This window comes from Telluria sp. LT1R51-2, assembly GCF_059685775.1.
In genome coordinates this window covers 2,482,347-2,507,562 of record NZ_JCASIM010000001.1, presented here as the reverse complement: position 1 = coordinate 2,507,562, position 25,216 = coordinate 2,482,347, and the positions used below count along the sequence as shown (strand labels likewise).

Here is a 25,216-nt window from a genome sequence, read left to right as displayed (position 1 = left end):
TGCAACTATCTTTTTACGTAAAATATCTATGAAACCCGCAAAAGAAATTCGTGTTGGCAACATCATCATGGTTGATGAAAAGCCGTTCATCGTGCTGCGTTCCGACGTCAACGGCTCGAGCCGCACGGGCTTCACCTACAAGTGGAAGATGAAGAATCTTCTGACCAATGCTCCGCTGGAAAACGTGTTCCGCGGCGATGACAAGTTCGACGTCGTCGTTCTGGACAAGAAGCCAGTGACCTACTCGTACTTCGCCGATCCGCTGTATGTCTTCATGGACGCCGACTACGAACAGTTCGAAATCGAAGAAGAGAACCTGGGCGACGCGCTGCACTACCTGAAAGACGGTATGGAATGCGAAGCCGTGTTCTATGACGGCAAGGCCATCTCGGTCGAACTGCCAACCACGATCGCACGCCAGATCGTGTACTCGGAGCCGGCAGTCAAGGGCAACACGTCGGGCAACGTCCTGAAAGAAGCCAAGATCGAAAACGCCATCGAAGGCAAGCAGCACACCGTGATGGTGCCGTTGTTCGTCAGCGGCGACGACATGATCGAAATCGACACCCGTACCAACGAGTACAAGAAAGTCGTGCGTAACTAAGCACGGTTTTCCCCATAAAAAAACGCTGCCTTGGCAGCGTTTTTTTATGTCCGTGCCGACTGTTACCGGCGGCGCAGCTGCGCCAGATCCCGCACCGCACCGCGATCGGCCGACGTGGTCAGCGCCGCATACGCCTGCAGTGCCTGCGAGACGTAACGCTCGCGCCCCAGCGGCAACCAGGCGTCCGCACCCAGCGCATCCATCGCCGCGCGGCGGTGCGCCAGTTCCTCGGTCGTCACACGCAGGTTGATGGTGCGCTCGGGGATGTCGATGTCGACCATGTCGCCTTCCTGCACCAGCCCGATTGCGCCGCCTTCGGCCGCCTCGGGCGATGCGTGCCCGATCACCAGGCCCGACGAGCCACCCGAAAAACGGCCATCGGTAAACAATGCGCAGGCCTTGCCCAGGCCCTTGGACTTGATGTACGAGGTCGGATACAGCATCTCCTGCATGCCCGGTCCGCCTTTCGGGCCTTCGTAGCGGATGATGACGACGTCGCCCGCCACGACGTTGTCGCCGAGAATCGCTTCGACCGCCGCATCCTGGCTTTCGAACACGCGCGCCTTGCCCGAGAACTTGAGGATGCTTTCGTCCACGCCGGCCGTCTTCACGATACAGCCTTTTTCAGCGATGTTGCCGTACAAGACCGCCAGGCCGCCATCCTTCGAATACGCGTGTTCGCGGTCGCGGATGCAGCCCATCGCGCGGTCGAGGTCGTTCTTCTCGTAGCGCTCGGATTGCGAAAACGCCACCTGGGTCGGCACACCGCCCGGGGCCGCACGGAACCACTGGTGCACGGCTTCGTCGGTGCTGACCGCGATGTCATACTTTTCGATGGCCGCCGCCATCGTCGGGCTGTGGATCGTCGGCAGCGATGTGTCGAACAGGCCGGCGCGCGCCAGTTCGCCCAGGATCGAGAAGATGCCGCCGGCGCGGTGCACGTCCTCGATATGGTATTTGTCGGTCATCGGCGCCACCTTGCACAGGCAGGGCACCAGGCGCGAGATGCGGTCAATGTCGGCCATCGTGAAGTCGACTTCGGCTTCGTGCGCGGCGGCCAGCAGGTGCAGCACCGTGTTGGTCGAGCCGCCCATCGACACGTCGAGCGCCATCGCGTTCTCGAACGCGGTCTTGGTCGCGATCGAGCGCGGCAGCACCGAGTAGTCATCCTCTTCGTAGTGGCGCTTGGCGGTTTCGACGATCAGGCGGCCGGCGCGCAGGAACAGTTCCTTGCGGTCGGCGTGGGTAGCGACAATCGTGCCGTTACCTGGCAGCGCCAGGCCCAGCGCCTCGGTCAGGCAATTCATCGAGTTCGCCGTGAACATGCCCGAGCACGACCCGCAGGTCGGACAGGCCGAGCGCTCGATCTCGGCCACATCGGCGTCCGACACGGTCGCGTCGCCGGCCTTGATCATCGCGTCGATCAGGTCGAGCTTGATGACCTTGCGTTCGTTGTTGACGACCTTGATGACCTTGCCGGCCTCCATCGGGCCGCCCGAGACGAACACGGTCGGAATGTTCAGGCGCATCGCGGCCATCAGCATGCCGGGCGTGATCTTGTCGCAGTTCGAGATGCAGACCATCGCGTCGGCGCAGTGCGCGTTGACCATGTATTCGACCGAGTCGGCAATCAGGTCGCGCGAGGGCAGCGAGTACAGCATGCCGCCGTGGCCCATCGCGATGCCGTCGTCGACGGCGATGGTGTTGAATTCCTTGGCCACGCCGCCGGCCGCTTCGATTTCGCGTGCGACCAGCTGGCCCAGGTCTTTCAGATGGACGTGGCCCGGCACGAACTGGGTGAACGAGTTGACCACCGCGATGATCGGCTTGTCGAAGTCGCCGTCTTTCATGCCGGTGGCGCGCCACAGGGCGCGGGCGCCTGCCATATTGCGACCTTGGGTCGTGGTGTGTGAACGGTAAGTCGGCATGGCAATCTCCCAGAATAATGCAAAAACAATGATTGGATCAGGGTGACGGCTGACGCTGGATTTGTCCAATATATGATCGGCTCGTCTGTGAGTCATTTCACCTATCACAGCCGGGCAGTCCGCCTGTCACGTTGCTGCTATTCTATTGCTTGGCTATTTGATGGAGTACACAGGCATGGAGCGCAGGGATTTTGTACGAATGGGCGTGGCTGGCACGGTATCGGGTACAGTTGCCGGCACGAGTGTGCTGGCGCATGCCGCACCATCGAAGACGGCGGCAGCCGCCATGCTCGAAGCCGGTGTCCACGCGCAGGGGCAGGCCATGCGCGCCGGCAAGCTGACGGCGCACGAGCTGGCGTCGCGCTATCTGGCCCGCATTGCGGCCATCGACCGCGCCGGCCCACGCCTGCGCTCGGTCATCGAAACCAATCCCGATGCACTCGAGATCGCCCGCGAGCGCGACCGCGAACGCAAGGCCGGCAAGCTGCGCGGCCCGCTGCACGGCATTCCGGTCCTGCTCAAGGACAATATCGCCACCGCCGACAAGATGAGCACGACGGCCGGTTCGCTTGCGCTGGACGGCGTCAAGGCCCGGCGCGACGCCCACATCGTGGCCCGCCTGCGCAATGCCGGCGCGGTCATCCTCGGCAAGACCAATCTGTCCGAATGGGCGAACATGCGCTCGACCCGCTCGACCAGCGGCTGGAGCGGGCGCGGCGGCCTGACCCGCAATCCGTATGCGCTTGATCGCAATACCAGCGGCTCGAGTTCCGGCTCGGCCTCGGCAATCGCCGCCAGCCTGGCCACGCTGGCCGTTGGCACCGAAACCGATGGCTCGATCGTCTCGCCGGCGTCGACCTGCGGCATCGTCGGCATCAAGCCGACCCTGGGGCTGGTCAGCCGCAGCGGCATCATTCCCATCGCGCATTCGCAGGACACGGCCGGGCCGATGACGCGCAGCGTGGCCGACGCGGCGCTGCTGCTGGCGGCGCTGGCCGGTGCCGACCCGCAGGATGGCGCCACGTCGCGCGCTCCCGTCATCAACTATGCGAACGCGCTCAACAAGGATGGCTTGCGCGGCAAACGCATCGGCGTGGCGCGCGACTTTTTTGGCGGGCACGACGGCGTGAATGCGCTGATCGAGAAGGAACTGGGCGTACTCAGGGCGCAGGGCGCGGTGCTGGTGGATGTCGCGGTGCCCAATACCGACAAATACGGCGCGTCCGAACTGACCGTGCTGCTGCACGAATTCCGGCCCGATCTCGAAGCGTGGCTGGCGGCGTACGCGCCGCACGCGCCGGTCAAGACCATGGCCGACATCATTGCGTTCAATCTGCGCAATGCGGCGCGCGAGATGCCGTTCTTCGGTCAGGAGCATTTGATTGCGGCGCAGGCTGCCGGCGGCCTGCAGGCACGCGAGTACGTGAAAGCGCTGGCCAACAACCAGCGCTATTCGCGCGACAAGGGGATCGACCAGGTGCTGCGCGCTTACAAGCTCGACGCACTGGTGGCGCCGACCGGCGGACCAGCCTGGCTGACCGACACCGTCAACGGTGACCATTACGGTGCGAGTTTTTCATCGCCGGCAGCGGTGGCCGGCTATCCCCACATCACGGTGCCCGCGGGCTTCATCCACGGTTTGCCGGTCGGGCTGTCGTTCGTCGGCACGGCGTGGAGCGAGCCGGCGCTGATCGGAATGGCGTATGCGTACGAGCAGGCCAGCCGGCGCCGCCGCGCGCCGACCTACCGGGCGCGCGTGGGCGTCTGAACCACTAGCGGCGCGCCGCCTGCTTGGCCTGGCTGAACACCGGGCCCCACAGCGGGTGGCCATGCTCACCGGGGCTCAGGTCGAAGGCCGGATCGAGGCGGAAAGCGGCGTCGAACGTCTCGCGGCACAGCGCCTGGCGTCCGCTCACGCAATAGCTGAACGCTGTGTACTTGGCGGCCGACAGGCGTTCGCGTGGATTGCCGCTTTTCATGTCGGCGCTGCTCAGGCGCCGGATTGCACCGTTGTAATCGCCGTCGTTGTACAGCGCGATGCCTTCGCGCAGCGCGACGTCGCTGCGGTCGACCGTGCCCGCTGCGGGGCGGTTCGTGCGGTCGGCGCGCTGGGCACGTTCGGCGCGCGGGCGCGCATCGTCGGCACGGGGATGGGCGCGCGCAGCTTCCTTGCCGCCCAATGCCGGACCGAATTCGGCGCAGCCCGTCGTCATCACGGCGATCAGCGCCGCCGCAGGCAGGTGTTTCATGAAACAAGTACTCAAGGCGTTTTCTCCTCGGTGAAATCAAGTTCGATCGTGCCGCTCTGGCCCTCGACCGATTGTACGGTTACGGTGTGCTCGGGAAAGCCCGGATTGACGATGCGGATCGTGTGTTCGCCCGGCGGTAGTGTGATGTGCTTCAGCGGCGGCGTGGCGCCACGCTCGACGCCATCCACGACGATCGTGCCCCACGGCTGGATCAGGAGTTTATAGGTGGTGCCGGCGATGGCCGCTTCGGGCGGGGTGCCTTGCGGCGCCAGACGCACTGCGGTCGGTGGCACGGCGACATCCGGTTTGGCCGGCGGCGGGGTGGTCGTGGCTGCGCGCGGTTCGGTCTCGTCGATGACCGGCGCGTCGCGTTGCGCCGGTTCTTCGGCGAGCGTGACCAGCGGCGCCGGGGCGGCCGCCGGCACCGGCGCCTCGGGCGTTGCCGGCAACGCGGACCTGTCTTTCATGCCGCTCAGGTCGGCCTGGGGCATCAGTGCGAACAAGGCTGCCAGCGCGGCCAGGATCAGGATGATGGCGCCGATGATCAGTGGCCAGCGTGTCTTGGTGCGCCGGGCAGCGACCGGCGTTGGGGCGGGCGCCATCGGCGTCGATGCATTGGCGGCGGCGCGCATCGGGAGCGGGCCGGGGGCGGGGGTAGGGACTGGCGCTGCCGGCGCTGGCTTTGGCATCGCTACTGGTTCAGGCGCGCGGACAGATTCGGGCGTCGCCGGAGGGGTTGGCGTAAGTGATGGCGTCAGGGCCGGCGCTGGCGTTGGCAGCGGCACCACTGGCGCCACGGGCTCGTCGTCGATCGGCGGCAGCGACATGGCGGGCTTCGGTGCGATGACGGCAATGCCCAGCAGGCCGCGCATCTGCTCGATGGTTTGTGGCCGTACGGCGGGATCGGGCGACAGGCAACGGTCGAGCGCCGCAAGAAAGCCCTCGCTGTAGTCAGTCAGGCCCAGCGTGCGCAGCTGCGCGACTGGTGCCAGTTCCTGCGAAATCGCGTAATGCATCACGGCGGCCAGGTCGTACAGGTCGCGCGCTTCGTACTCGGCCGGTACGGCGGTGTCGGGCAACTCGCTGTAGCCCGGCACCAGCATCGGGTCGCCGGCCTCGAGGATGTGCAGGCTGTCGGGCGTGATGCGGCGGTGCGGCACGTTCATGCCGTACTGGACTTCGAGCGATTGCAGCACCTGGCGGATGATGCGGCGGCACCATGGCTCGCTGACCATCTCGTGGTTGTACTCGACGATCTCGCGGACCGTACGGCCGTCGAGGTGCTGCGGGGGAGTGCTGGGGTTCATGGCATCTTGCCGGTCGCCGCTTGCGCGGGCCGAACGAATGTTTATTTATTGCAAATAATGCCAGATTTGTGAGGAAGACGGTACCCCCATCTTAAGCGTGCGCGGCAGATGGGGTGGCAGATGCGCGGCAAACGCGCAGCAAATGCGCCGCCGCGCAACCGTTCAGGCGTCGAGAAAACGCATCTTGAACCAGCGGCCCTTGATGACGCCAAAGCCCGGCCCCGGCGCATCGCCTTCGCCCAGGCGCTTGACAGCCGCCTGCGCCACGCTGCGCTCGAGCGCGACGTAGCTGTTGAATTCGCCGATATTGATCTTGCCGACCTGGTCTTTCGTCAGGCCGGCGTCACCCGTCAGCGCGCCCAGCAAGTCGCCGGGACGCAGCTTGGCCTTCTTGCCGCCAGCGATCACCAGCGTGACCATCGGCGCCGGTGCGGCGGGTTCGGCGTCGTCGCCCAGCGTAGCCAGGCTTTCCCAGACGGCCGGCTGGTCCTGGTACTGCTCGATCAGGCCAACCCATTTCTTTTCGTTCGGCGCGCACAGCGTGTGCGCCATGCCGCTGCCGCCGGCGCGGCCGGTGCGGCCGATGCGGTGCACGTGCACTTCGGGGTCTTTCGACACGTCCACGTTGATCACGGTGCCGAGGTCGGCGATGTCCAGGCCGCGCGCGGCGACGTCGGTGGCTACCAGTACCGAGCAACTGCGGTTGGCGAACAGCACCAGGATTTCATCGCGCTCGCTCTGTTCCAGTTCGCCATACAGCGCGCGCGCCGAAAAGCCTTGTGCCTGCAGGGCGTCGGCCAGTTCGCGGCAGCGCGCCTTGGTGTTGCAGAAGGCGAGGGCAGACACCGGGCGGTGATGACGCAGCAGCTGCCCGACCGCATCTTCGCGGCCTTCGAAGCCAATCTCGTAAAAACGCTGGTCGATCTGCTCGAAGCTGTGCTTGCCCTCGACCTTCACTTCCAGCGGATCGCGCAGGAAGCCTTGCGTGGCAAAGCGGATATCGTCCGGGTAGGTGGCCGAGAACAGCAGCGTCTGGCGATGCTTTGGCGTGGCCGACACGATGCCCGCGATCTCGTCATAAAAGCCCATGTCGGTCATGCGGTCGGCTTCGTCCAGCACCAGCGTCTGCACGTTGGCCAGATCGAGCGTCGCGCGGCCCAGGTGATCGCGAATGCGGCCCGGCGTGCCGACGACGATGTGCGCGCCATGTTCGAGCGATGCAATTTGCGGGCGCATCGACACGCCGCCGGTCAGCGTCAGGATCTTGACGTTGCCCACGCCGCGCGCCAGCCGGCGCAGTTCACCGGCGACCTGGTCGGCCAGTTCACGCGTCGGGCACAGCACCAGGCCCTGGATCGCGAACCAGGCCGGATTGAGCTTGTGCAGAATGCCGATGCCAAATGCGGCGGTCTTGCCGCTGCCGGTCTTGGCCTGGGCGATCAGGTCGCTGCCAGCCAGGACGGACGGCAGCGTTTCGGCCTGCACCTGCGTCATGTGGTCGTAACCGAGGGTGGTCAGATTGGCGAGAAATTGCGGCGTGAGGGCCAGCGAGGTAAACGAATCGGATTGCATGGAAGCCTCCAGCCGGCAGGGCCGACGCTATTGGGGATCGGGCGCCCAGACCGGCAGGCCGGTCAGGTCGAGCTTGTCGTCGCGGCGCCAGACAGGCAGGCCGGAGTTGTCGGTTTCGTCGATCAGGCAGAGTTGTTCTTGCTTGAGCGAGCTGCGGCGGGGACGAGGGCCGGTGCGTTTGGGTTCGGTGACCGTATCGAGCGGCGCTGCCGGCTCGAAACCAGGCAGGTCGAACGTTGCGTGGTCTTTCTTGTCTCTCATCCTCTGCCTTCGAGGTTGCATTTTGTTGCCATAGAAAACAAAAGCCCGGCTCTGTGAGTCGGGCTTTTGTATTGAATTGGTTGCGGGGACAGGATTTGAACCTGTGACCTTCGGGTTATGAGCCCGACGAGCTGCCAGACTGCTCCACCCCGCAGCGCAATTATAGCGCGCTGCGCAGCAATATGCAATGCGCGACGTGCAGAGGGGGTAAATCCCTCAGATGGCGCTGCTGCGCAGGCGCCACAGCGACGTGACTTCCTGCGAGCGGGCCGCGTGCAGCGGATCGTCGGCATCGGTCGCGCGCGGGTGCACGGGCCGTGTATCGTGGCGCTCGATCACTTCCAGGCCGCCCGCGGCAATCCATGCCAGCAACTGGTCACGGCTGCGCAGGCCCAGGTGCTCGGCAAAGTCCGACATGATCAGCCAGCCTTCGCCACCGGCCTCCAGATGCGCGCCGAGGCCCGCCAGGAATGCACGCAGCATGCGGCTGTCCGGATCGTAGATCGCATATTCGATGGCCGAACTCGGCTTGCCTGGCAACCACGGTGGATTGCAGACCACCAGCGGCGCGCGGCCTTCCGGGAACAGGTCGGTCTGTGCGATCTCGACTTGTGCGCCCAAGCCCAGGCGCGCGATGTTCGCGCGCGCGCAGCCCAGCGCCCGCGGATCGACCTCGGTGGCCAGTACCTGCAAGCCGCGCCGCGCCAGCACGGCCGACAGCACGCCGGTACCGGCGCCGATGTCGAACGCGCGCTGTGCGCCGGCAGGCAGCGGCGCCTGCGCGACGAGCTCGACGTATTCACCGCGCACGGGCGAAAACACGCCGTACCACGGGTAGATGCGGTCGTTCAGCGCAGGAATCATGACGCCCTTGCTGCGCCACTCATGGGCGCCGATCACGCCCAGCAGCTCGCGCAGCGAGGCGACATACGGCGCGTCGACCGGCCCGTACGCTTCCAGGCAAGCCTGCTGGGCATCCGGCGCACGGCGCAGGGGGATGCTGTGGTCGGCCTCGAACGGCAGCACCAGCATCGCCAGCGTGCGGGCCCGCTGCAACTGCGACAGGCGATGGCGGTGGAAGGCTTCGAGGGGCGTGGGCGCCGCCTTGCCGGCCTTGGCGCGGCGTGGCCGCTCGCCTTTGTGGTCGATCCGGCGCGCCAGCGCCTGCACCAGCTGGCGGGCGTTCTGGAAGTCGCCGCGCCACAGCAGCGCCGTGCCGTCCAGTGCCAGCCGGTACGCGGCGTCGGCGCTCATCGTGTCGTCGGCCAGCACGACCTTTTTCGGTGCCGGCCAGCCGCTCTCCGAGCGCCAGACGGCCGAGCGTTCGACGCCGTCTTCGACCCATTCGATGCGTGCCATCGCTTGATCCCTATTAGTATTAGTGATGGTGGTTCCAGTTGCCGTCGCTCGACGCCAGATAGGACGCAACGGCATCGGCATTGCCGGTGGCGTGGCGCTTGACTTCACCGCAGCCGCAGATGCCCTGGTAAGGCTGGATGTGCGAGCAGGCGGAGACTTTTTGCAGATAGACGGTGACGGGCTTGGTGCATTTTGCGCACTTGAATGTCAGGGTACGGGCTGGTTTCATGATCACGGAGCTGGGAAAGGAAAGGAGGGCGGCATTTTACACCGCCCGACTATGCTGGCTGACTCGGTTCATTCGACCACCACGGCGCTGCTGCCGCCACCTGCCGGGCGCACCAGCACCTTGGTTGCGATGCGCTCGGTCATCTCCTGCACGTGCGAAATGACGCCCACCTTGCGCCCCAGCGATTGCAGCGCGTCCAGGGCGTCCATCGCCACGCCCAGCGTGTCGCTGTCGAGGCTACCGAAGCCCTCGTCGATGAACAGCGACTCCACCCGCACCCGGTTTGACGACAGCGAGGCCAGGCCCAGCGCCAGCGCCAGCGAGACCAGGAACGATTCGCCGCCCGACAGCGAATTGACCGAGCGCACTTCGCCACCCATGTCCTGGTCGCGCACCATCAGCGCCAGCGACGGCATGCCCGCGTAGCTGACGCGCTCGAGGCGGTAGCGTTTGGCCAGCTGCGCCAGGTGCGCGTTCGCGTAGCCGAGCAGCACGTCGAGCGTGAACTGCTGCGCGTAGTTGCGGAATTTCTTGCCGTCGCTCGAACCGATCAGCTCCGACAGCTTGCCCCAGCGCTGTTCCTGTATCTGCTGCTCTTCGATCTCGCGCAGGCTGGACGCGGCGGCCACGCGCCGCTCGTCGTCCTGCATGACGCGCAGGCGCGCCGAGGTCGATGCTTCGATGGCAGCGTGGCGCTCGGCCTGGATCGCGTCGAACGCCGCCGTGACGGCCTCGACCGGCTGGCCGTCCGGCGGGGCCGACGCCAGATGCGCCAGACGCTGGGCGCGCCGCTCGTTCAGGATCGCCGTGGCCTGGCCGACGGCGGTGTCGATCGCATTCAGCGCCGTGCGTTCCTGCGCCAGCCAGGCCGCGCCCACTTGCAGCAGGCGGGCCAGTGCATCGAGATTGGCGATGTCGTCCACGCCGTCGGGATCCTTGCGGTAGTCCTCCAGCCAGTCGGCCAGGGCAGTAGCCGCCGCGGCGCCGGCGTGGTCGAGTTGCGCCACGCGCTCGACCAGGCCCGCCAGTGCGGTACGCGCCGTCGTTTCGCCCTGGGCCGCGTGCTGCGCCACCAGCTGGCGCGCCGCGAGTAATTCACGCGCGCTGGTGACGGCGGCGTTCAGTTCGCGCTCGACGTCGCGTGCCGGGCGGCCTGCCCACAGCGTGGCGCGCGCCGTGCGTTTCTGCGTGAGTTCGGCATCGATGCGTTCGAAGTCGAGTGCACTGCGCGCGCTGGCAGCGTCCGTCTCGGCGATGCGCTTGGCCAGCGCCGTCGTTTCCACGTCCAGTGTCGCAATCGCGGCGGTGGCGCGGGCCAGTGCGTCGGTTTGCTCGCGCCACGCGGCGGCTTCCTGCGCACGCGCCGCGCGCCAGGTGGCCGGATCGCGCCGCCATGCCGCTTGCCAGCCGTCCCCATGCGCTTCGGCCAACGGGCCATCGAGTTCGGCCAGCAGCGCATCTAGTTGCGCGCTGGCTGCCTCGTGGCGCAGCGTGTGGGTCTTGAGCGCGGCCTGCAGCCCGGCTGCGGCCTCGCGCTCGCTTTCTGCTGCAGAGCGCAGGCGGGCCAGGTCAGACTGGGCAGCATCGACGTCGTGCTGGGCCGCGTCGCGCGCGGCGGCAGCGGCGCGCCACTGTTGTTCTTGCCGCACCAACGCATCGACCGCGTCGCGCAGCGCGCTGTGCTGGGCGACGAACCAGTCGGTGCGTTCGTCGGCCGGCGGCGCGGCCACGGCCAGCGGGTCGGCATGCCAGGCCTGTTCGAGGCTGGCGACGCGCTCGCTCAGCGTGAGGCGGTCGTGCGCGAGCGCCGCCAGCCGCTCGTGCGCCGCGCCCGCTGCCGCCGCATGCTGCGCCTGCAGCGCGTTGTTGTCGCGCACGCGCAGGCGGCAGCCGTCGACCTCGGCGCGCAGGCTGGTCAGCATGTTCTGTAGTGGCGCAGCCTGATGGGCATACGGGTGCTCGTGCGCGCCGCAGACGGGGCAGGGCGCGTCGTCCTCCAGGTTCGCTCGCAACTGTTCGACATCCGCCGCGCACGCGAGTTCCGCTGCCGCCAGCGAGCGCTCGGCCTGCGTCATCGCCGCTTCCAGTGTTGGCGCATTGGCGCGTGCCTCGGTCAGCCCCTGTTCGGCGCTGGAGCGCGCTGTCTCGACACGGTCGCTGTCGCGCGCGACGCCGGCCAGTGTGGCGCGCGCAGCCGACAGGTCGGTCCAGGTACGCTCGGCCTGCGTCAGGCGTTCGCGTTGCACGTCGAGTGCCTGGCGCCCGGCGCCGATGGCCTCCGCATCCAAGCCGGCCAGAGCCGCCATTGCTGCGCGGCGCGTCGTCTCCAGCGCATCGAGGCGTGCAGTACTGGCCACCAGCGCGCGCGTGGCTTGCGCCTCGCGCCCGGCAGCGCCCAGTGCCTGGGCCTGGATTGTCTCTGCCGCCGCCTTGTTGGCAGCCAGCGTGGCGAGCGTGTCTTCGCCCTGGCGCAGCAGGCGTTCCCATTGGCCCCAGGCGCCGGCCACCGCGTCGAGGCGCGACTGGTCCGTCAGCCAGGCGGCAGCGCCATCGCGGGCTTGCTGCGCACGTGCCAATGCGGTCGATTTGGCCTGGTGCTGCTCGCGCGCCTGGCGCGCCTGCGTGCGCGCGGCGTCGAGTGCGGATTGCGCCTGCACGTGGTTCGGCGCCAGTGTCGCCAGCGCCGCATCGAGGGCCTTGGCGTCGTCCAGTTGCGGCGTGGCTGTACGCAGCGCAGCTTCGGCGGCATCCAGCTGCGCGGTAGCCGCATCGGTCTCGGCCACGCTGGTGCGCCGCACCTCGAGCGCTGCCGCCAGCTGGGCTTGCGCATGTTCGATGGCCGAGTGGGCCTGGCGCCGCTCGGCTTCCAGGCGCTGTACTTCCAGCGTGAGGGGCCGCGCCGCCTGCACCGCGTCAAGCGTGGCCAGGCGCTGGCGCCGCTCGCCGGCATCCACGCTTTGCGCGTTGGCCGTCGCCAGGACTTGTTCGGCCTGCGCTTCGCTGCGCGTGAGCTTGTCCAGTTCCTGGTGCCAGCGCAGTTGCCCTTCGAGCAGGGCGTGGCGATCGTCCAGCGCCTGCCGCGCCAGATCGGCGCTTGTGCGCTCGCTCTCCAGCAGCGCGCGGTCCTCCGGCGACAGCGGCGCGGCATTGGCCAGTTTCGATTGCAGGACTTGCGTGCGGACCTGTTCGGCCTTGTAGCGCTCGAACGCCCGGCGCGAGATGTCGCTGTAGATCGTCGTGCCGGTGAGGGTTTCGAGCAGTTCGCCGCGCTCGTTTTCGTCGGTTTTGAGGAATGCCGAGAATTCGTTCTGGGCCAGCAGCACGGCGCGCGTAAACTGTTCGAACGACAGGCCAATGCGTTGCACGATCTCTGCTGCGGCCTCCGTATTGGTGCCGCCCACGGGGATCAGTTCGGGCAGCCGGTTCAGCGAGATCTTGACCGGCTGCAGGGCGCCATTCGGCTTGTTGCGCGAGCGTCGCACGGCCCAGCGGGCGCGGTAGCGCCGGTCGTCGCTCCCGACGAAGTCGACCTCGGCCCAGCCTTCGGCCGCGCCCCGGCGCAGCAGCGTGCGGGCATCCTGCGCGGTGACCGTTTCTTCGCCCACATCGGGCAGGCGCGTGCTCGATCGTTTCAGCAGGCGTGGCGTGTCGCCATACAGCGCCAGGCACAGCGCGTCGAGCAGGGTGCTCTTGCCGGCGCCGGTCGGGCCGCTGATGGCAAACAGCCCGGCGGAGGCGAGCGGTTCGGACTCGAAATCGATGGCGAACTCGCCCGCCAGCGAAGCGAGGTTCTTGCCGCTGATACGCAGGATCTTCATCGCGGCTCGCCTTCCACCGCGTGGAACAGTTCGGCGAACGACGCGATCTGCTCGGGCGGTGCTTCGGCGCCGTATTTCTGCAGCCACAGGCGGCGGAAGACATCGTCCGGCTGCAGCTGCGCCAGTTGGTCCAGACTCAGCGCGAGTTCGGTATCGTCGACGGCCACGTGCTTGCGCGTCGGTTCGATTTTGGCCAGGCGCACGGGCTTGCCGGCCAGCACCGCCTCGATGCGCGCGCGCAGGCCGGGTTCTGGCCCGTCGAGCAGCACCCTGACTTCGAGAAAGGGCCAGGCGTGCTGCGGCAGGTCGGGATCGAGTTCGAGTGCCTCCAGTGCCGCGAGTGCCTCGTCGAGCGGCGCAGGTTTGGCCGGCACGCGCAGCAAGGCCACCGCGCGGGGCACGAACAGCGGCGTGATGTCCACGGCATGATCCCCTTCCAGGTCGATCCGCAGCACCTGGTGCTGGTAATTGACTTCCGAAAAAGACAGCGGCAACGGGCTGCCGCTGTAGCGCACATTCTCGCGCCCGCCAACCTTCTGGGCCAGATGCAGGTGACCCAGCGCCGCGTAGGCGATGCCTGGATCGAACATGCTGCTGGGCAGCGCCTCGGTGCCGCCGATGACGATGCGGCGCTCGGAGTCGAGTGACGCCTGGCCATCGACCATATGGCAGTGGCCCATGGCGATGATGGCCTGGCCCTCCGTAGCGCGCTCACGCGCCAGCGCATATGCCTGGCGGTAGAGCAGAGTTGTGCCCTGCAGATAGGGATCGAGGCCAGGCTCATCGCCCGCTGCATCGCCCGCTGCGGCGCGCAGGCGCGGCACGTCGCCGGGACGCAGGAACGGCACGGCCAGGCACCAGGCAGCCACCTTGCCTTCGCGGTCATGCAGCGGCACCAGCAGGCGCTTGAGGTCGACCTCGCCATCGCTGCTGCGCAATACGTTGCCCACGACAATCGTGCCATAGGCTTCGAGCAGCGGCGTGGGCGCTTCCAGCCGGCCGGCGGAATCGTGGTTGCCCGCGATGACCACCACCTGCAGATGCGGCACGCGGCTGCGGGCCTGCTGCAGGAAGCGGTACAGCTGGCGGTGGGCGGCCGAGGACGGATTGGCGTTGTCGAAAATATCGCCGGCGATCAGCAGCACATCGACACGTTCTGCGTCCAGCGTATCGACCAGCCAGTCGAGGAAGCACCCGTGTTCGTGAATCCGGTCGAAATTGTGCAGGGTCTGGCCAAGATGCCAGTCGGAAGTGTGCAGCAGCCGCATGGGGAGTTCTACCGTTGGGAAAGCCGAAATCGGGGCCTACTATAACGCAGCCGGCGACCGGTCGTGGCGCGCCGTGCAATACCATCTCGCAAGCATGTTGTGTGGGGAAATTCGTCGTGCCTGACCCCGCTCTTGTTGTCAAATCGCATTTGACGAACATCAAACCTGACTAGGACCGTGTCTCTACACTAGCTAGTTCTTGTCGCCGGCTACTACTACAACATCCAGCGCCGGCTACCCCGATACCCGCACCCCCAGCCGATCCGGCATGGCCTCGCCATGCGCGCTGGCGGCGCACCGAGAGGAGACATCATGCTCACTTCCACCTACACGCTGGTAGCACTGTCCGTCGAACAGGCCCGGGCACGCGTCGAGCTGCAGGCGCTGCTTGACCGCTGGCGGCCTGCCGCCTGGTGGGGCGAACCCCCGGCGGCCCACCAGTACGAGGCAGCCTGCGCGGCGCTGCGCCAGGTCAGCGACGCCTGCCAGTGGCGTAAACTCGACAAGTTCGTGCTGCCGGCGCTGCGCCGGCGTGGGGCCGATGCCGGCGTGTTGCTGGCCGAACTCGATGCGTTGAGCCGGCGTGCGCACGCGGCGCGCATGGCGGCCCAGGCCGCCGCTGCCGATGGCGATCCCGGGTGTCTGGGCGCGCTCGAAGAATGCTGCGAACTGCTCCTCGAGCGCCTCGAACGCGAGGAGCGCGAGTTGCTGCCACTGGCGCGCACATTGATCTCCGGCGACCACTGGTTCACGATTGCCAACCAGATGCTTGCTCACGATACGGTACAGAACGAACACCGCGACGCCGGGCGCGGCGCGGTGCGGGGCATTGCAGGCCCAGAAGTTTCAGTCAGGAAATCGGCCGTCTCGCCGCCCGTCGCGCCCATCCTCAATTAGCCGCCGCAGCAGGCCGTGCGCACCGGTTGACGCCATGTTCTTTGCTATGATGGCAGTTTTAGCGGTGCGAATTTTCTATGTTCGATTTTCTCTTCAAGCGGCAGGGCAGTAAGCCGGCCGCGTCCGGCGAGCAGCAGAGCGCCGCCAAGCCGGCCCCGGCGAAATCGGGCGCAGCCCAGCCAGTCGTTGGCAAGACCGGTAGCAAGGCCAACAACAAGGCCAGGGCGGCAGCGGCCGCCGCTGCAGAGCAGGCCGCCAACCAGGCTGCAGCCCAGGCCGCCGAGGCACGCGCCGCCGTGGCCAGCGCCCGCGAGCGCCAGGCTGCGCAGATCAAGGCGCTTGGCAGCGACGAAGCCGCCGCCGCCGAGTTCATCCTGCAATCCCCGTTTTCCGAATTGCGCCTGGCCGCCGCCGAGCTGCTCCATGGCCGCGAGCATCTCGAGCGTGTGTATGGCGCGATGCGCAATGTCGATCGCCGCGTTGCCAAGCTCGTGCATGGCCGGCTCGACGCGATCCGCCATCACGAAGCCGAACTGCGCCGGGGTGAAGACACGCTGGCGCAGGCGCGCACCATGCTGGCCGACGTGTTGCTCACGCCCAATCATGTTGCCGAACTCGACCGCAAATGGTCGGTCATCCGCGCGCCAGAGCTCGCTGCTGACTTCGCGGCCGTGCGCGCCCAGCTTGGAGCCCGTCTCGAAGCGCAGGTGCAGTTGCAGCGCGCCATGATCGATCGCCTGACCGCGCTGCGCCAGCTGGACGGGCAGGGGCTGAACGCTGCTGCGCTCGGCGAGGCGCTGGCCCGCCTGCAGCAGGAACAGGCAGCGGCACTGGCCGATCCTGGCCACCCATCGCTGCCGCGCGCACTGGTGGGCGAGGTGAGCAATGAAATGGCACGCCTGACGGCCAGCCTGGCCACCGCCGAGAAGGATGCTGCAGCGCTGGCCGCCCGTGATGCGGCACTGACCGCATGGGCGGCGCAGCCGCAAGAAGCATTGACGCCGGATGCCCTGCGCCGCGAATGGCAGCGCCTGCCGGCCATGCCTGCCAACGCCGCCGCCACTGAATCGCTGCAAGCGCGCTTCGACGCCTTGCTCGCGTCGTTCCCGCAAGCGATCCGCAAGCCGAGAGCCGTCCCGACGACAGTCCCGGGTGCAGCGCCAGCTGACAGCGGCAGCGTGCCTGCCAAAGACAAGGGCGCCGACCAGGCCTTCCTCGACCAGCTGGAAGCGCTCGAAGCCGCCCTGCAGCAGGGCTCGCTCGGCACCGCCGCCGAAATCGACAAATCGCTGAAGGAAGCCAAGGACAAAGGCGTGCGCCTGACGAGCGCCCAGCTCGAGCAGCTGACCCATCTGCGCGCCGACCTGAAACGCTTGTCCGACTGGGCGCGCTGGGGCGGCAACGTGTCGCGCGAAGAATTGATCAAGACAGTCGAGACGCTGGCCACGCAGAACCTGGCGATGGGCGAACTGGCCAAGAAAGTCGGCAGCATGCGCGAGCGCTGGAAGGCGCTCGACACCTTGTCCGGCCCGGCGCCGCGCAGTCTGTGGGAGCGCTTCGACGCTGCCTGCAGCGCTGCCTACGCGCCGGCCGCTGCGCATTTCCGCCAGCTGGCCGACGAGCGCCACGCGAATGCCGCGCGTGGCCAGGCGCTGGTCGACGAAGCCCAGGCCGAGATCGCCAACCTGCAGCAGGACAACGCCGACTGGAAGCATGTGTCGGCCACCGTCCAGCGCCTGCGTACGGCCTGGAGCCATCTGGGCGCGGTCGACCGCAAGGAAAAGAAACGTCTCGACGGCCTGTTTGCCGAGGCGCTGACCACGCTGCAGCGTCCGCTGGAAAACCAGCGCAAGGTCGAAGTGGCCGTGCGCGAGCAACTGATCGAAGAAGTCCACAAGCTCGATCCGAACGAACGGCACGCGGTCGACATGCTGCGCGAGTTGCAGAGCCGCTGGCAAGAGCATGCGCGCGCATTGCCGCTCGAACGCAAGGCCGAGCAGGCGCTGTGGCAGCGTTTCCGCACTGCCTGTGACGCGCTGTTCGCGGCCCGCAAGGAGCATGCGCATGCGGCCGACAGCGAACGCCGAACCCACGAAGCGGCCAAGGAAGCGCTGTGCGCGCGCCTCGAAGCGGCCGCAGGTGATGCCACGCCGTCCAACGTCGCGAGAATGCTGCGCGAAGCCGCCGCCGAATGGCAGGCGATCGGGCCGGTGCCGCGCGCCCATGAGGCGCGTGTTGAGCAGCGCTATCAGGCTGCCGTGGCCCAGGTGCAGGCGCAGGTGGCCCAGGTGCGGCGCGCTGCCGACACGGTCCTGGCCGGCGTCGTGCGCGACAAGCTGCGCCTGATCCAGGCGCTCGAAACAGCAATCGCCGATCCGGACAGCAACGCCGGCACCCACACGCAAGGAGACGACTGGCGTGCCCGCTGGGCGGCACTGGCCCCGGTCGACGGTGGTTACGAGCCGATCCTGCAGAAGCGCTTCGACGCGGCGCTGGCGGCGCTCGAAGGCGATCGCGCCGCGTATGCGCGCCAGCTCCATGAAAACCGGCCACGCCTGTTGAACGATCTGCTGCGCCTGGAAATTGCCGCCGGCATTGACAGCGGCGCCGAATTCGCCCGCGACCGCCTGCGCCTGCAGGTCGAGGTGCTGCAAAGCTCCCTCAAGTCGGGGCAGAAGCCGGGTGGCAATACGGCCGAGCTGCGCGCATTGCTGGCGCTGCCGGCGCTGGCCGACGTGCGCACCGAAACGCGCATCGAGTGCCTGATGCTGCGGCAGCCGATGCTGCGGCAGCCGATGCTGCGTCAGCCGAAGGACGCATCATGAACCACGTGCGTGTGCAAACCGGCGACTTCGACCTCGGCCTCGAAGTCGCGCGCCTGCGCGAGGGCGATGCCCGCGTCGGCGCCGTCGTGGCATTCGTCGGCACCGTACGCGACCTGAACGATGGCGCGCAGGTCGCGGCGATGGAGCTCGAGCACTATCCCGGCATGACTGAGAAAGCGCTCGACGACATCGCCGCGCAGGCTGCCGCGCGCTGGCCGCTGTTCGCTACCTTGGTGATCCACCGCGTGGGGCCGCTGCTGCCGCTCGATCAGATCGTGCTGGTGGCCGTCACCGCGGCGCACCGCGGCGATGCATTTGCGGCCTGCGAATTCATCATGGATTACCTGAAGACGGACGCGCCGTTCTGGAAGAAGGAAGACACGCCGGACGGCGCGCGCTGGGTCGATGCGCGCGTGACGGACGATACAGCGCGGGCACGGTGGCAAGCCCGCTGAATTTTCTCGCGATCGGGCTCGGCGCCGCCATCGGCGCCTGGCTGCGCTGGGGCCTGGGCCTGTGGCTGGGCAGCCTGCACGGCTTTGTCCAGATCGGCACGCTGGCGGCCAATCTGCTCGGTGGCTTTCTGATCGGCTGCGCGCTCGCGTTCTTTGCCGACCAGCCCGGGCTGGCGCCGCACTGGCGCCTGTTCATCGTCACCGGCTTCCTCGGTGGCTTGACGACCTTTTCCAGTTTTAGTGGCGAGTCGATGACGCTGCTGCAGCGCGGCGATATTGGCTGGGCGCTGGCGCACACGGCGTTGCATCTGATCGGCTCGCTCCTGTGCTGCATGGCCGGTTTCGCGCTGCTACGTACCCTGCGCGGGTAAAGTCGACGGGGCGGGGCGGGTTTGCCTGACAACGCACAAATGGCCCGGTTGAAGCATGCTAAAGTTTCCGTCCAGTAAATGCACAGGAGCTCGTTCATGAATACCAATTACCGGCCGACCGCGGCCTTCGTCGGCGCCTCCTGGGGCGCGCTCATCATCGGCATGGCCGCTTATCTGATCGGCCTCTGGAACGCCCAGATGCAGCTGAATGAAAAAGGTTATTACCTCGTGCTGCTGCTGTATGGCCTGTTCGCCGCCATCTCGCTGCAAAAAACGGTGCGCGACCGCGCGGAAGGCCTGCCGGTCACGGGGCTGTATTCGTCGTTGTGCTGGTTCTCGCTGGCAGCATCCATCGGGCTGCTGGGCATTGGTCTGGTCAACGCCACGCTGGCGCTGAGCGAAAAAGGCTTCTATGCAATGTCGTTCGCACTGTCGCTGTTTGCCGTGATCGCTGTGCAAAAGAACGTGCGCGATCTGCAGGCGGCCGGGCCGATGCCGGAGTCGAAGTTGTCTGACAGTTAAGCGCTTTTCTGTTTGTAGGTATTTTTCTTACGTCAGCCTCGACGCTGCGCTTGAAAAGCCCCCCGTCATCCCAATCTTGTATCGCAACCAAGAACCAACTCAGGAGTCACACCATGCGGCAAGATAAACTGACGACCAAGCTCCAGGAAGCGCTGGCGGATGCCCAGAGCCTGGCGGTCGGCAATGACAACCAATACATCGAAACGGTCCACCTGCTGGTGGCGCTGTTGAACCAGGACGACGGCAGTGCGCGCTCGCTGCTGCAGCGCGCCGGCGTGAACGTCGGTGCACTGTCCAATGCGCTCAAGGCGTCGCTCGAGCGTCAGCCAAAGGTCACCGGCACCGGCGGCAACGTCCAGGTCGGGCGCGACCTGATGGGCCTGTTGAACCTGGCCGACCGCGAAGCGCAAAAGCGCGGCGACGGTTTTGTCTCATCCGAAATGATCCTTCTGGCGCTGCTGGAAGACAAGTCCGACGCCGGCCGCCTGGCGCGTGAAAACGGCCTGGCGAAGAAGTCGCTAGAGTCGGCGATCCAGGCCGTGCGCGGTGGCGAAAGCGTCAATTCGCCCGAAGCCGAAGGCCAGCGCGAATCGCTCAAGAAATACACGCTCGACCTGACCGAGCGCGCCCGCGCCGGCAGGCTCGATCCGGTGATCGGCCGCGACGATGAAATCCGCCGCGCGATCCAGGTGCTGCAGCGTCGCAGCAAGAACAATCCCGTGCTGATCGGTGAGCCGGGCGTGGGCAAGACGGCCATCGTCGAAGGCCTGGCGCAGCGCATCGTCAATGGTGAAGTGCCCGATTCGCTCAAAGGCAAGCGCGTGCTGTCGCTCGACATGGCGTCGCTGCTGGCCGGCGCGAAGTTCCGCGGCGAATTCGAAGAACGCCTGAAAAGTGTGCTGAAAGAGCTGGCGCAGGACGAAGGCCAGACGATTGTCTTCATCGACGAGCTGCACACGATGGTGGGCGCCGGCAAGGCCGAAGGCGCGATGGATGCCGGCAATATGCTCAAGCCGGCGCTGGCGCGCGGTGAGCTGCACTGCGTCGGCGCGACCACGCTCGACGAGTACCGCAAGTATGTCGAAAAGGACGCCGCCCTCGAGCGCCGCTTCCAGAAGATCATCGTCGACGAGCCAAGTGTCGAGGCGACGATTGCCATCCTGCGCGGGCTGCAGGAGAAATACGAACTGCACCACCAGGTCGACATCACCGACGCGGCAATCATTGCGGCGGCCGAGCTGTCGCACCGCTACATCACCGACCGCTTCCTGCCCGACAAGGCCATCGACCTGATCGACGAGGCAGCGGCTAAGATCAAAATCGAGATCGACTCGAAGCCCGAAGTCATGGACCGCCTCGAGCGGCGGATGATCCAGCTGAAGATCGAGCGCGAAGCCGTGCGCCGCGAAACCGACGAAGCGTCGCAGCGCCGCCTCGAGCTGCTGGGCGATGAAATCACGCGCCTGGAACGCGAATACAACGACTTCGAAGAAATCCTGAAAGCCGAGAAGGCCGCAGTACAGGGCACCACGCACATCAAGGAAGAGATCGAGCGCATCCGCTACCAGATGGAAGAAGCGCGCCGCCAGAGCAACTGGCAGCAGGCCTCCGAGCTGCAATACGGCCGTCTGCCGGAACTGGAAGCGCAGCTGCGCGAGGCTGAAGCGAGCACCGCGCGCGCCGAACTCGACGGACAGAAGCCCAAGCTGCTGCGCACGCAGGTTGGCGCCGAGGAGATCGCCGAAGTGGTCTCGCGCGCAACCGGCATTCCCGTCACGCGCATGCTGCAGGGCGAGCGCGACAAATTGCTCCACATTGAGGATGAGCTGCACAAGCGCGTCGTGGGCCAGGACGAAGCCATTGAAGCGGTGTCGGATGCGATCCGTCGTTCGCGCGCCGGCCTGTCGGACCCGGATCGCCCGTATGGCTCGTTCATGTTCCTGGGCCCGACCGGTGTCGGTAAAACCGAGCTGTGCAAGGCGCTGGCTGGCTTCCTGTTCGATACGCAGGACGCGATGATCCGCATCGACATGAGCGAATTCATGGAGAAGCATTCGGTCGCCCGCCTGATCGGTGCGCCGCCGGGGTATGTGGGCTATGAAGAAGGCGGTTACCTGACCGAGGCCGTGCGGCGCAAACCATACAGCGTGATCCTGCTCGACGAGATCGAAAAGGCGCACCCGGATGTATTCAACGTGCTGCTGCAGGTGCTGGACGATGGCCGCATGACCGATGGCCAGGGCCGCACGGTCGACTTCAAGAACACGGTGATCGTGATGACCTCGAACCTGGGTTCGCACCGGATCCAGGCGATGGAAAGCGATGAGCCGGCCGTCGTGAAGATGGCGGTAATGGCCGAGGTGCGCGGTCATTTCCGTCCCGAGTTCATCAACCGTATCGACGAGATCGTCGTGTTCCATGCGCTCGATGAGAAGAACATCGGCGCCATTGCCCGCATCCAGCTGCAGATCCTGGAAGCGCGCCTGGCCAAGATGGACATGACGCTCGACATCGACGAAGAGGCGCTGCAGAAGATCGCGGGAGCAGGATATGACCCGGTGTACGGCGCAAGGCCGCTCAAGCGCGCGATCCAGCAACAGATCGAAAATCCGCTGTCGAAAGCGATCCTGTCGGGCCGCTTCGGGCCGAAGGACGTGATTCCGGTGCGGGTGCGGGGGGGTGAGCTGACCTTCGGCGAGCAGACGGTCGAACTGGCGAAGTAAGCCGGGTCGGTGACATGAAAAGGGCGCGGCAATTGCCGCGCCCTTTGTCGTTTCTTGACGGGAAATAAGACGCCATATTTCAGGATGCGAAATGATCGTCGTGCAATGCGGAATGCGCAGCATGCCAGCGATGCAATTCCTTACCATCGTGAGAAATTTCATTTCGTATCATGATATGCAAAGTCCAAGTCATTGATATTGATGGTAATTATTTCAGTCGTATGTCTTATAGAAGACTGATGGTGCCGCGCACAAACGGCTATATGATTGTCTCAACGGATTCGCAAAGTTGATCAAACGTCTTACCACCCTTCAGGAGAACACACCATGACTACCCGTGAACAGCAAATCGCCGAACTGCAGCAAGACTGGGACACCAATCCACGCTGGAAAGGTGTCGTGCGCAATTACACGGCCGCCGACGTCGTCCGTCTGCGTGGCTCGGTGCGCATCGAGCACACGCTGGCCAAGCGCGGCGCCGAGAAGCTGTGGAACCTGGTCAATGATGAGCCGTACGTGAACGCCCTGGGCGCGCTGACCGGCAACCAGGCCATGCAGCAGGTAAAAGCGGGCCTGAAGGCGATCTACCTGTCGGGCTGGCAAGTGGCGGGCGACGCCAACGCCGCTGGCGAAATGTATCCGGACCAGTCGCTGTATCCGGCCAACTCGGTGCCGCTGGTCGTGCGCCGCATCAACAACACGTTCCAGCGCGCTGACCAGATCCAATGGTCGGAAGGCAAGGATGACATCGATTACTTCGCCCCGATCGTGGCCGATGCCGAAGCCGGTTTTGGCGGCGTGCTCAATGCCTACGAGCTGATGAAGTCGATGATCGAAGCCGGCGCATCGGGCGTGCACTTCGAAGATCAACTGGCCTCGGTCAAGAAATGCGGCCACATGGGCGGCAAGGTGCTGGTGCCGACCCGCGAAGCCATCGAGAAACTCAACGCAGCCCGCCTGGCGGCCGACGTGATGGGCACCACGACGCTCGTCATCGCCCGCACGGACGCCGAAGCGGCCGACCTGCTCACGTCGGACATCGACGCCAATGACCAGGAATTCTGCACCGGCGAGCGCACGGTCGAGGGCTTCTTCCGCGTCCAGCCGGGCGTCGAGCAAGCGATTTCGCGCGGCCTGGCCTATGCGCCGTTTGCCGACCTGGTCTGGTGCGAAACCGGTAAGCCCGACCTCGAGTTTGCGCGCCGCTTTGCCGATGCGATCCACGCCAAGTTCCCGGGCAAGATGCTGGCCTATAACTGCTCGCCGTCGTTCAACTGGAAAAAGAACCTGGACGACGCGACCATTGCCAAGTTCCAGCGCGAGCTGGGCGCGATGGGCTACAAGTTCCAGTTCATCACGCTGGCCGGCTTCCACTCGCTCAATTACGGCATGTTCAACCTGGCCCATGGTTACGCCCGCACCGGCATGTCGGCCTTCGTCGAGCTGCAAGAGGCCGAATTCGCCGCTGCCGAAAAAGGGTTCACGGCCGTCAAGCACCAGCGCGAAGTGGGCACCGGCTACTTCGACGCCGTGACCCAAGCCATCCAGCAGGGCCAGAGCTCGACCACGGCGCTGCACGGCTCCACAGAGGACGAGCAGTTCTTCGAAGAAAAGAAAGTCGCCTGACAAGCACATTGGTGGTGCACTGGCCGCAACCTCACGAGGGTTGCGGCTTTTTTTATGTGGCGCAGTCAGCGTTAAATAGAGACTAGCTTTGAACAGACGAGCAGTCCAGTGGTCCAACCCCTGTCGCCAGCGTCAGGAGTCGATCATGAAAGCGCCACGTTTTAAAGGTTGGTTCGCAAAACTGCCTTCGCTGAACCAACCGCAGCGGCGGCAAGTGCTCGATGCCCTGCATCCTGCCGCCGGGCTCGATCAGGTGGTTGCGCTAATTACCGAGGCCAGAGCGCCAAGCCGCTGCTGCCCCAGATGCGGCAACGAGCGCTGCTATCGGCACGGGTTCGCCAACGACTTGCAGCGCTACCGATGCTGCGCTTGCGGGCGCACCTTTAACGACCTCACCGGTACGCCACTGGCGCGGCTCAGGCTCAAGGCCAAATGGCTCGCGTATTCGCAGGCACTGCTCGATTCACTGCCCGTGCGCAAGGCTGCAGACCGCATCGAGGTACACCGCAACACGGCCTTTCGATGGCGCCACCGCTTCCTGCACTGGGTCAAACTCGATCGACCCGCAGCGCTCAACGGCATTGTCGAAGCTGACGAAACATTTCTGATCGAGTCACAAAAAGGTTCGCGCACGATCGATCGGCCACCGCGCCGCCGGGGCGGCCGCGCTGCCAAGCGGGGCATTTCCGATGAACTTGACTGCATCCTGGTCGCGCGCGACCGCGAGGGGCGCACCATTGATGCCGTGACCGGCCGCGGAGCGCTCACGGCTGCGCAACTCGACCGTGACTTGCTGCCCAGGCTGGATCGGCAGGCCTTGCTGGTCAGTGACGGCCATCCCGCTTACCGCGCCTTTGCACGCAAGCACAGGATCGCGCACGAGGCGGTCAATGTGCGCGCCGGTGTGCGAGCGAGGCGTCTGGGCAGCCTTGCCATCCATGTGCAGAACGTGAACGCCTACCATCAACGTTTCAAGGCCTGGCTACAGGGCTTTCGTGGCGTGGCATCGCGCTACCTGCCCAACTACCTCGGCTGGCGCTGGGCACTGGATGGTGAGCGGGTTACTTCGCCAGAACAATTGCTTAGTATCGCTATCACAGTCATCAATAGATAACGCTGACTGCGCCTTTTATGTCGACCGCAGATCGCACCGATTCCCAGCCGGGCCCGGTTGTAGTGGATAATGGCGCCTAATATCGCCG

19 protein-coding genes and 1 tRNA gene are annotated in these 25,216 nt (G+C 65.9%); 10 read left to right on the top strand and 10 right to left on the bottom strand.

What is annotated here, in order from left to right:
- The first annotated feature begins 28 nt into the window (after positions 1 to 28).
- Positions 29 to 604: an elongation factor P gene (locus AC56LH_RS10910; RefSeq protein WP_183558142.1), complete on the top strand. Its 576-nt coding sequence runs from the start codon at positions 29 to 31 to the stop codon at positions 602 to 604.
- A gap of 62 nt (positions 605 to 666) precedes the next feature.
- Here AC56LH_RS10910 and ilvD read toward each other — a convergent pair whose 3' ends face one another.
- Entirely contained in the window at positions 667 to 2,532 is a 1,866-nt protein-coding gene (gene ilvD / locus AC56LH_RS10905) for a dihydroxy-acid dehydratase (protein WP_499645957.1), read from the bottom strand.
- A gap of 175 nt (positions 2,533 to 2,707) precedes the next feature.
- Here ilvD and AC56LH_RS10900 point away from each other — a divergent pair, with 175 nt between their 5' ends.
- The gene (locus AC56LH_RS10900; RefSeq protein WP_499645956.1) at positions 2,708 to 4,300 is read left to right on the top strand and encodes an amidase; all 1,593 of its coding nucleotides are present in this window, start codon (positions 2,708 to 2,710) and stop codon (positions 4,298 to 4,300) included.
- Positions 4,301 to 4,304: 4 nt separating this feature from the next.
- Here the strand turns inward: AC56LH_RS10900 and AC56LH_RS10895 are convergent, their stop codons facing one another.
- The 9 genes from AC56LH_RS10895 to AC56LH_RS10855 form a co-directional block, all read right to left on the bottom strand.
- A complete protein-coding gene (locus tag AC56LH_RS10895; RefSeq protein WP_499645955.1) occupies positions 4,305 to 4,781 on the bottom strand; it encodes a TssQ family T6SS-associated lipoprotein in 477 nt (158 codons plus the stop codon).
- 11 nt (positions 4,782 to 4,792) lie between these two features.
- Positions 4,793 to 6,088, bottom strand: a complete 1,296-nt coding sequence (locus AC56LH_RS10890) for a PEGA domain-containing protein (protein ID WP_499645954.1) — start codon at positions 6,086 to 6,088, stop codon at positions 4,793 to 4,795.
- Positions 6,089 to 6,250: 162 nt separating this feature from the next.
- A complete protein-coding gene (gene dbpA / locus AC56LH_RS10885; RefSeq protein ID WP_499645953.1) occupies positions 6,251 to 7,660 on the bottom strand; it encodes an ATP-dependent RNA helicase DbpA in 1,410 nt (469 codons plus the stop codon).
- Positions 7,661 to 7,687: 27 nt separating this feature from the next.
- Entirely contained in the window at positions 7,688 to 7,921 is a 234-nt protein-coding gene (locus AC56LH_RS10880) for a hypothetical protein (protein WP_183558164.1), read from the bottom strand.
- Positions 7,922 to 7,998: 77 nt separating this feature from the next.
- Positions 7,999 to 8,075 (bottom strand) — tRNA-Met (locus AC56LH_RS10875).
- Positions 8,076 to 8,137: 62 nt separating this feature from the next.
- Positions 8,138 to 9,280: a methyltransferase gene (locus tag AC56LH_RS10870; RefSeq protein ID WP_499645951.1), complete on the bottom strand. Its 1,143-nt coding sequence runs from the start codon at positions 9,278 to 9,280 to the stop codon at positions 8,138 to 8,140.
- Between the two features lie 19 nt (positions 9,281 to 9,299).
- Positions 9,300 to 9,509, bottom strand: coding sequence for a hypothetical protein (locus tag AC56LH_RS10865; RefSeq protein ID WP_183558170.1), 210 nt, complete (start codon positions 9,507 to 9,509; stop codon positions 9,300 to 9,302).
- 68 nt (positions 9,510 to 9,577) lie between these two features.
- Positions 9,578 to 13,327 carry an AAA family ATPase gene (locus AC56LH_RS10860; RefSeq protein ID WP_499645950.1) on the bottom strand — a complete coding sequence of 1,250 codons (3,750 nt, stop codon included), beginning with the start codon at positions 13,325 to 13,327 and terminating at the stop codon, positions 9,578 to 9,580.
- On the bottom strand, positions 13,324 to 14,595 hold the full coding sequence (locus AC56LH_RS10855) for an exonuclease SbcCD subunit D C-terminal domain-containing protein (protein ID WP_499645949.1): 1,272 nt from the start codon (positions 14,593 to 14,595) through the stop codon (positions 13,324 to 13,326). Before AC56LH_RS10855 ends, AC56LH_RS10860 begins: the two co-directional genes overlap by 4 nt.
- Before the next feature lie 312 nt (positions 14,596 to 14,907).
- On the opposite strand from AC56LH_RS10855, the gene AC56LH_RS10850 reads away from it, so the two are divergent.
- The 8 genes from AC56LH_RS10850 (at position 14,908) to AC56LH_RS10815 (ending at position 25,128) form a co-directional block, all read left to right on the top strand.
- Entirely contained in the window at positions 14,908 to 15,492 is a 585-nt protein-coding gene (locus AC56LH_RS10850; RefSeq protein ID WP_499645948.1) for a hypothetical protein, read from the top strand.
- Between the two features lie 77 nt (positions 15,493 to 15,569).
- Positions 15,570 to 18,317 (top strand): DUF349 domain-containing protein, encoded by a 2,748-nt coding sequence (locus AC56LH_RS10845; protein ID WP_499645947.1) that lies wholly within the window; start codon positions 15,570 to 15,572, stop codon positions 18,315 to 18,317.
- A complete protein-coding gene (moaE, locus tag AC56LH_RS10840) occupies positions 18,314 to 18,772 on the top strand; it encodes a molybdopterin synthase catalytic subunit MoaE (RefSeq protein ID WP_499645946.1) in 459 nt (152 codons plus the stop codon). The genes AC56LH_RS10845 and moaE overlap by 4 nt, the downstream gene beginning before the upstream one ends.
- Positions 18,757 to 19,143, top strand: a complete 387-nt coding sequence (gene crcB, locus AC56LH_RS10835) for a fluoride efflux transporter CrcB (protein WP_499645945.1) — start codon at positions 18,757 to 18,759, stop codon at positions 19,141 to 19,143. The genes moaE and crcB overlap by 16 nt, the downstream gene beginning before the upstream one ends.
- Positions 19,144 to 19,239: 96 nt before the next feature.
- Positions 19,240 to 19,665, top strand: a complete 426-nt coding sequence (yiaA, locus tag AC56LH_RS10830; protein ID WP_499645944.1) for an inner membrane protein YiaA — start codon at positions 19,240 to 19,242, stop codon at positions 19,663 to 19,665.
- A 113-nt stretch (positions 19,666 to 19,778) separates the two neighbouring features.
- The gene (gene clpB / locus AC56LH_RS10825) at positions 19,779 to 22,388 is read left to right on the top strand and encodes an ATP-dependent chaperone ClpB (RefSeq protein ID WP_499645943.1); all 2,610 of its coding nucleotides are present in this window, start codon (positions 19,779 to 19,781) and stop codon (positions 22,386 to 22,388) included.
- A gap of 327 nt (positions 22,389 to 22,715) precedes the next feature.
- Entirely contained in the window at positions 22,716 to 24,014 is a 1,299-nt protein-coding gene (gene aceA, locus AC56LH_RS10820; RefSeq protein WP_499645942.1) for an isocitrate lyase, read from the top strand.
- Positions 24,015 to 24,159: 145 nt separating this feature from the next.
- A complete protein-coding gene (locus tag AC56LH_RS10815; protein WP_499645941.1) occupies positions 24,160 to 25,128 on the top strand; it encodes an IS1595 family transposase in 969 nt (322 codons plus the stop codon).
- Positions 25,129 to 25,216: the final 88 nt, after the last annotated feature.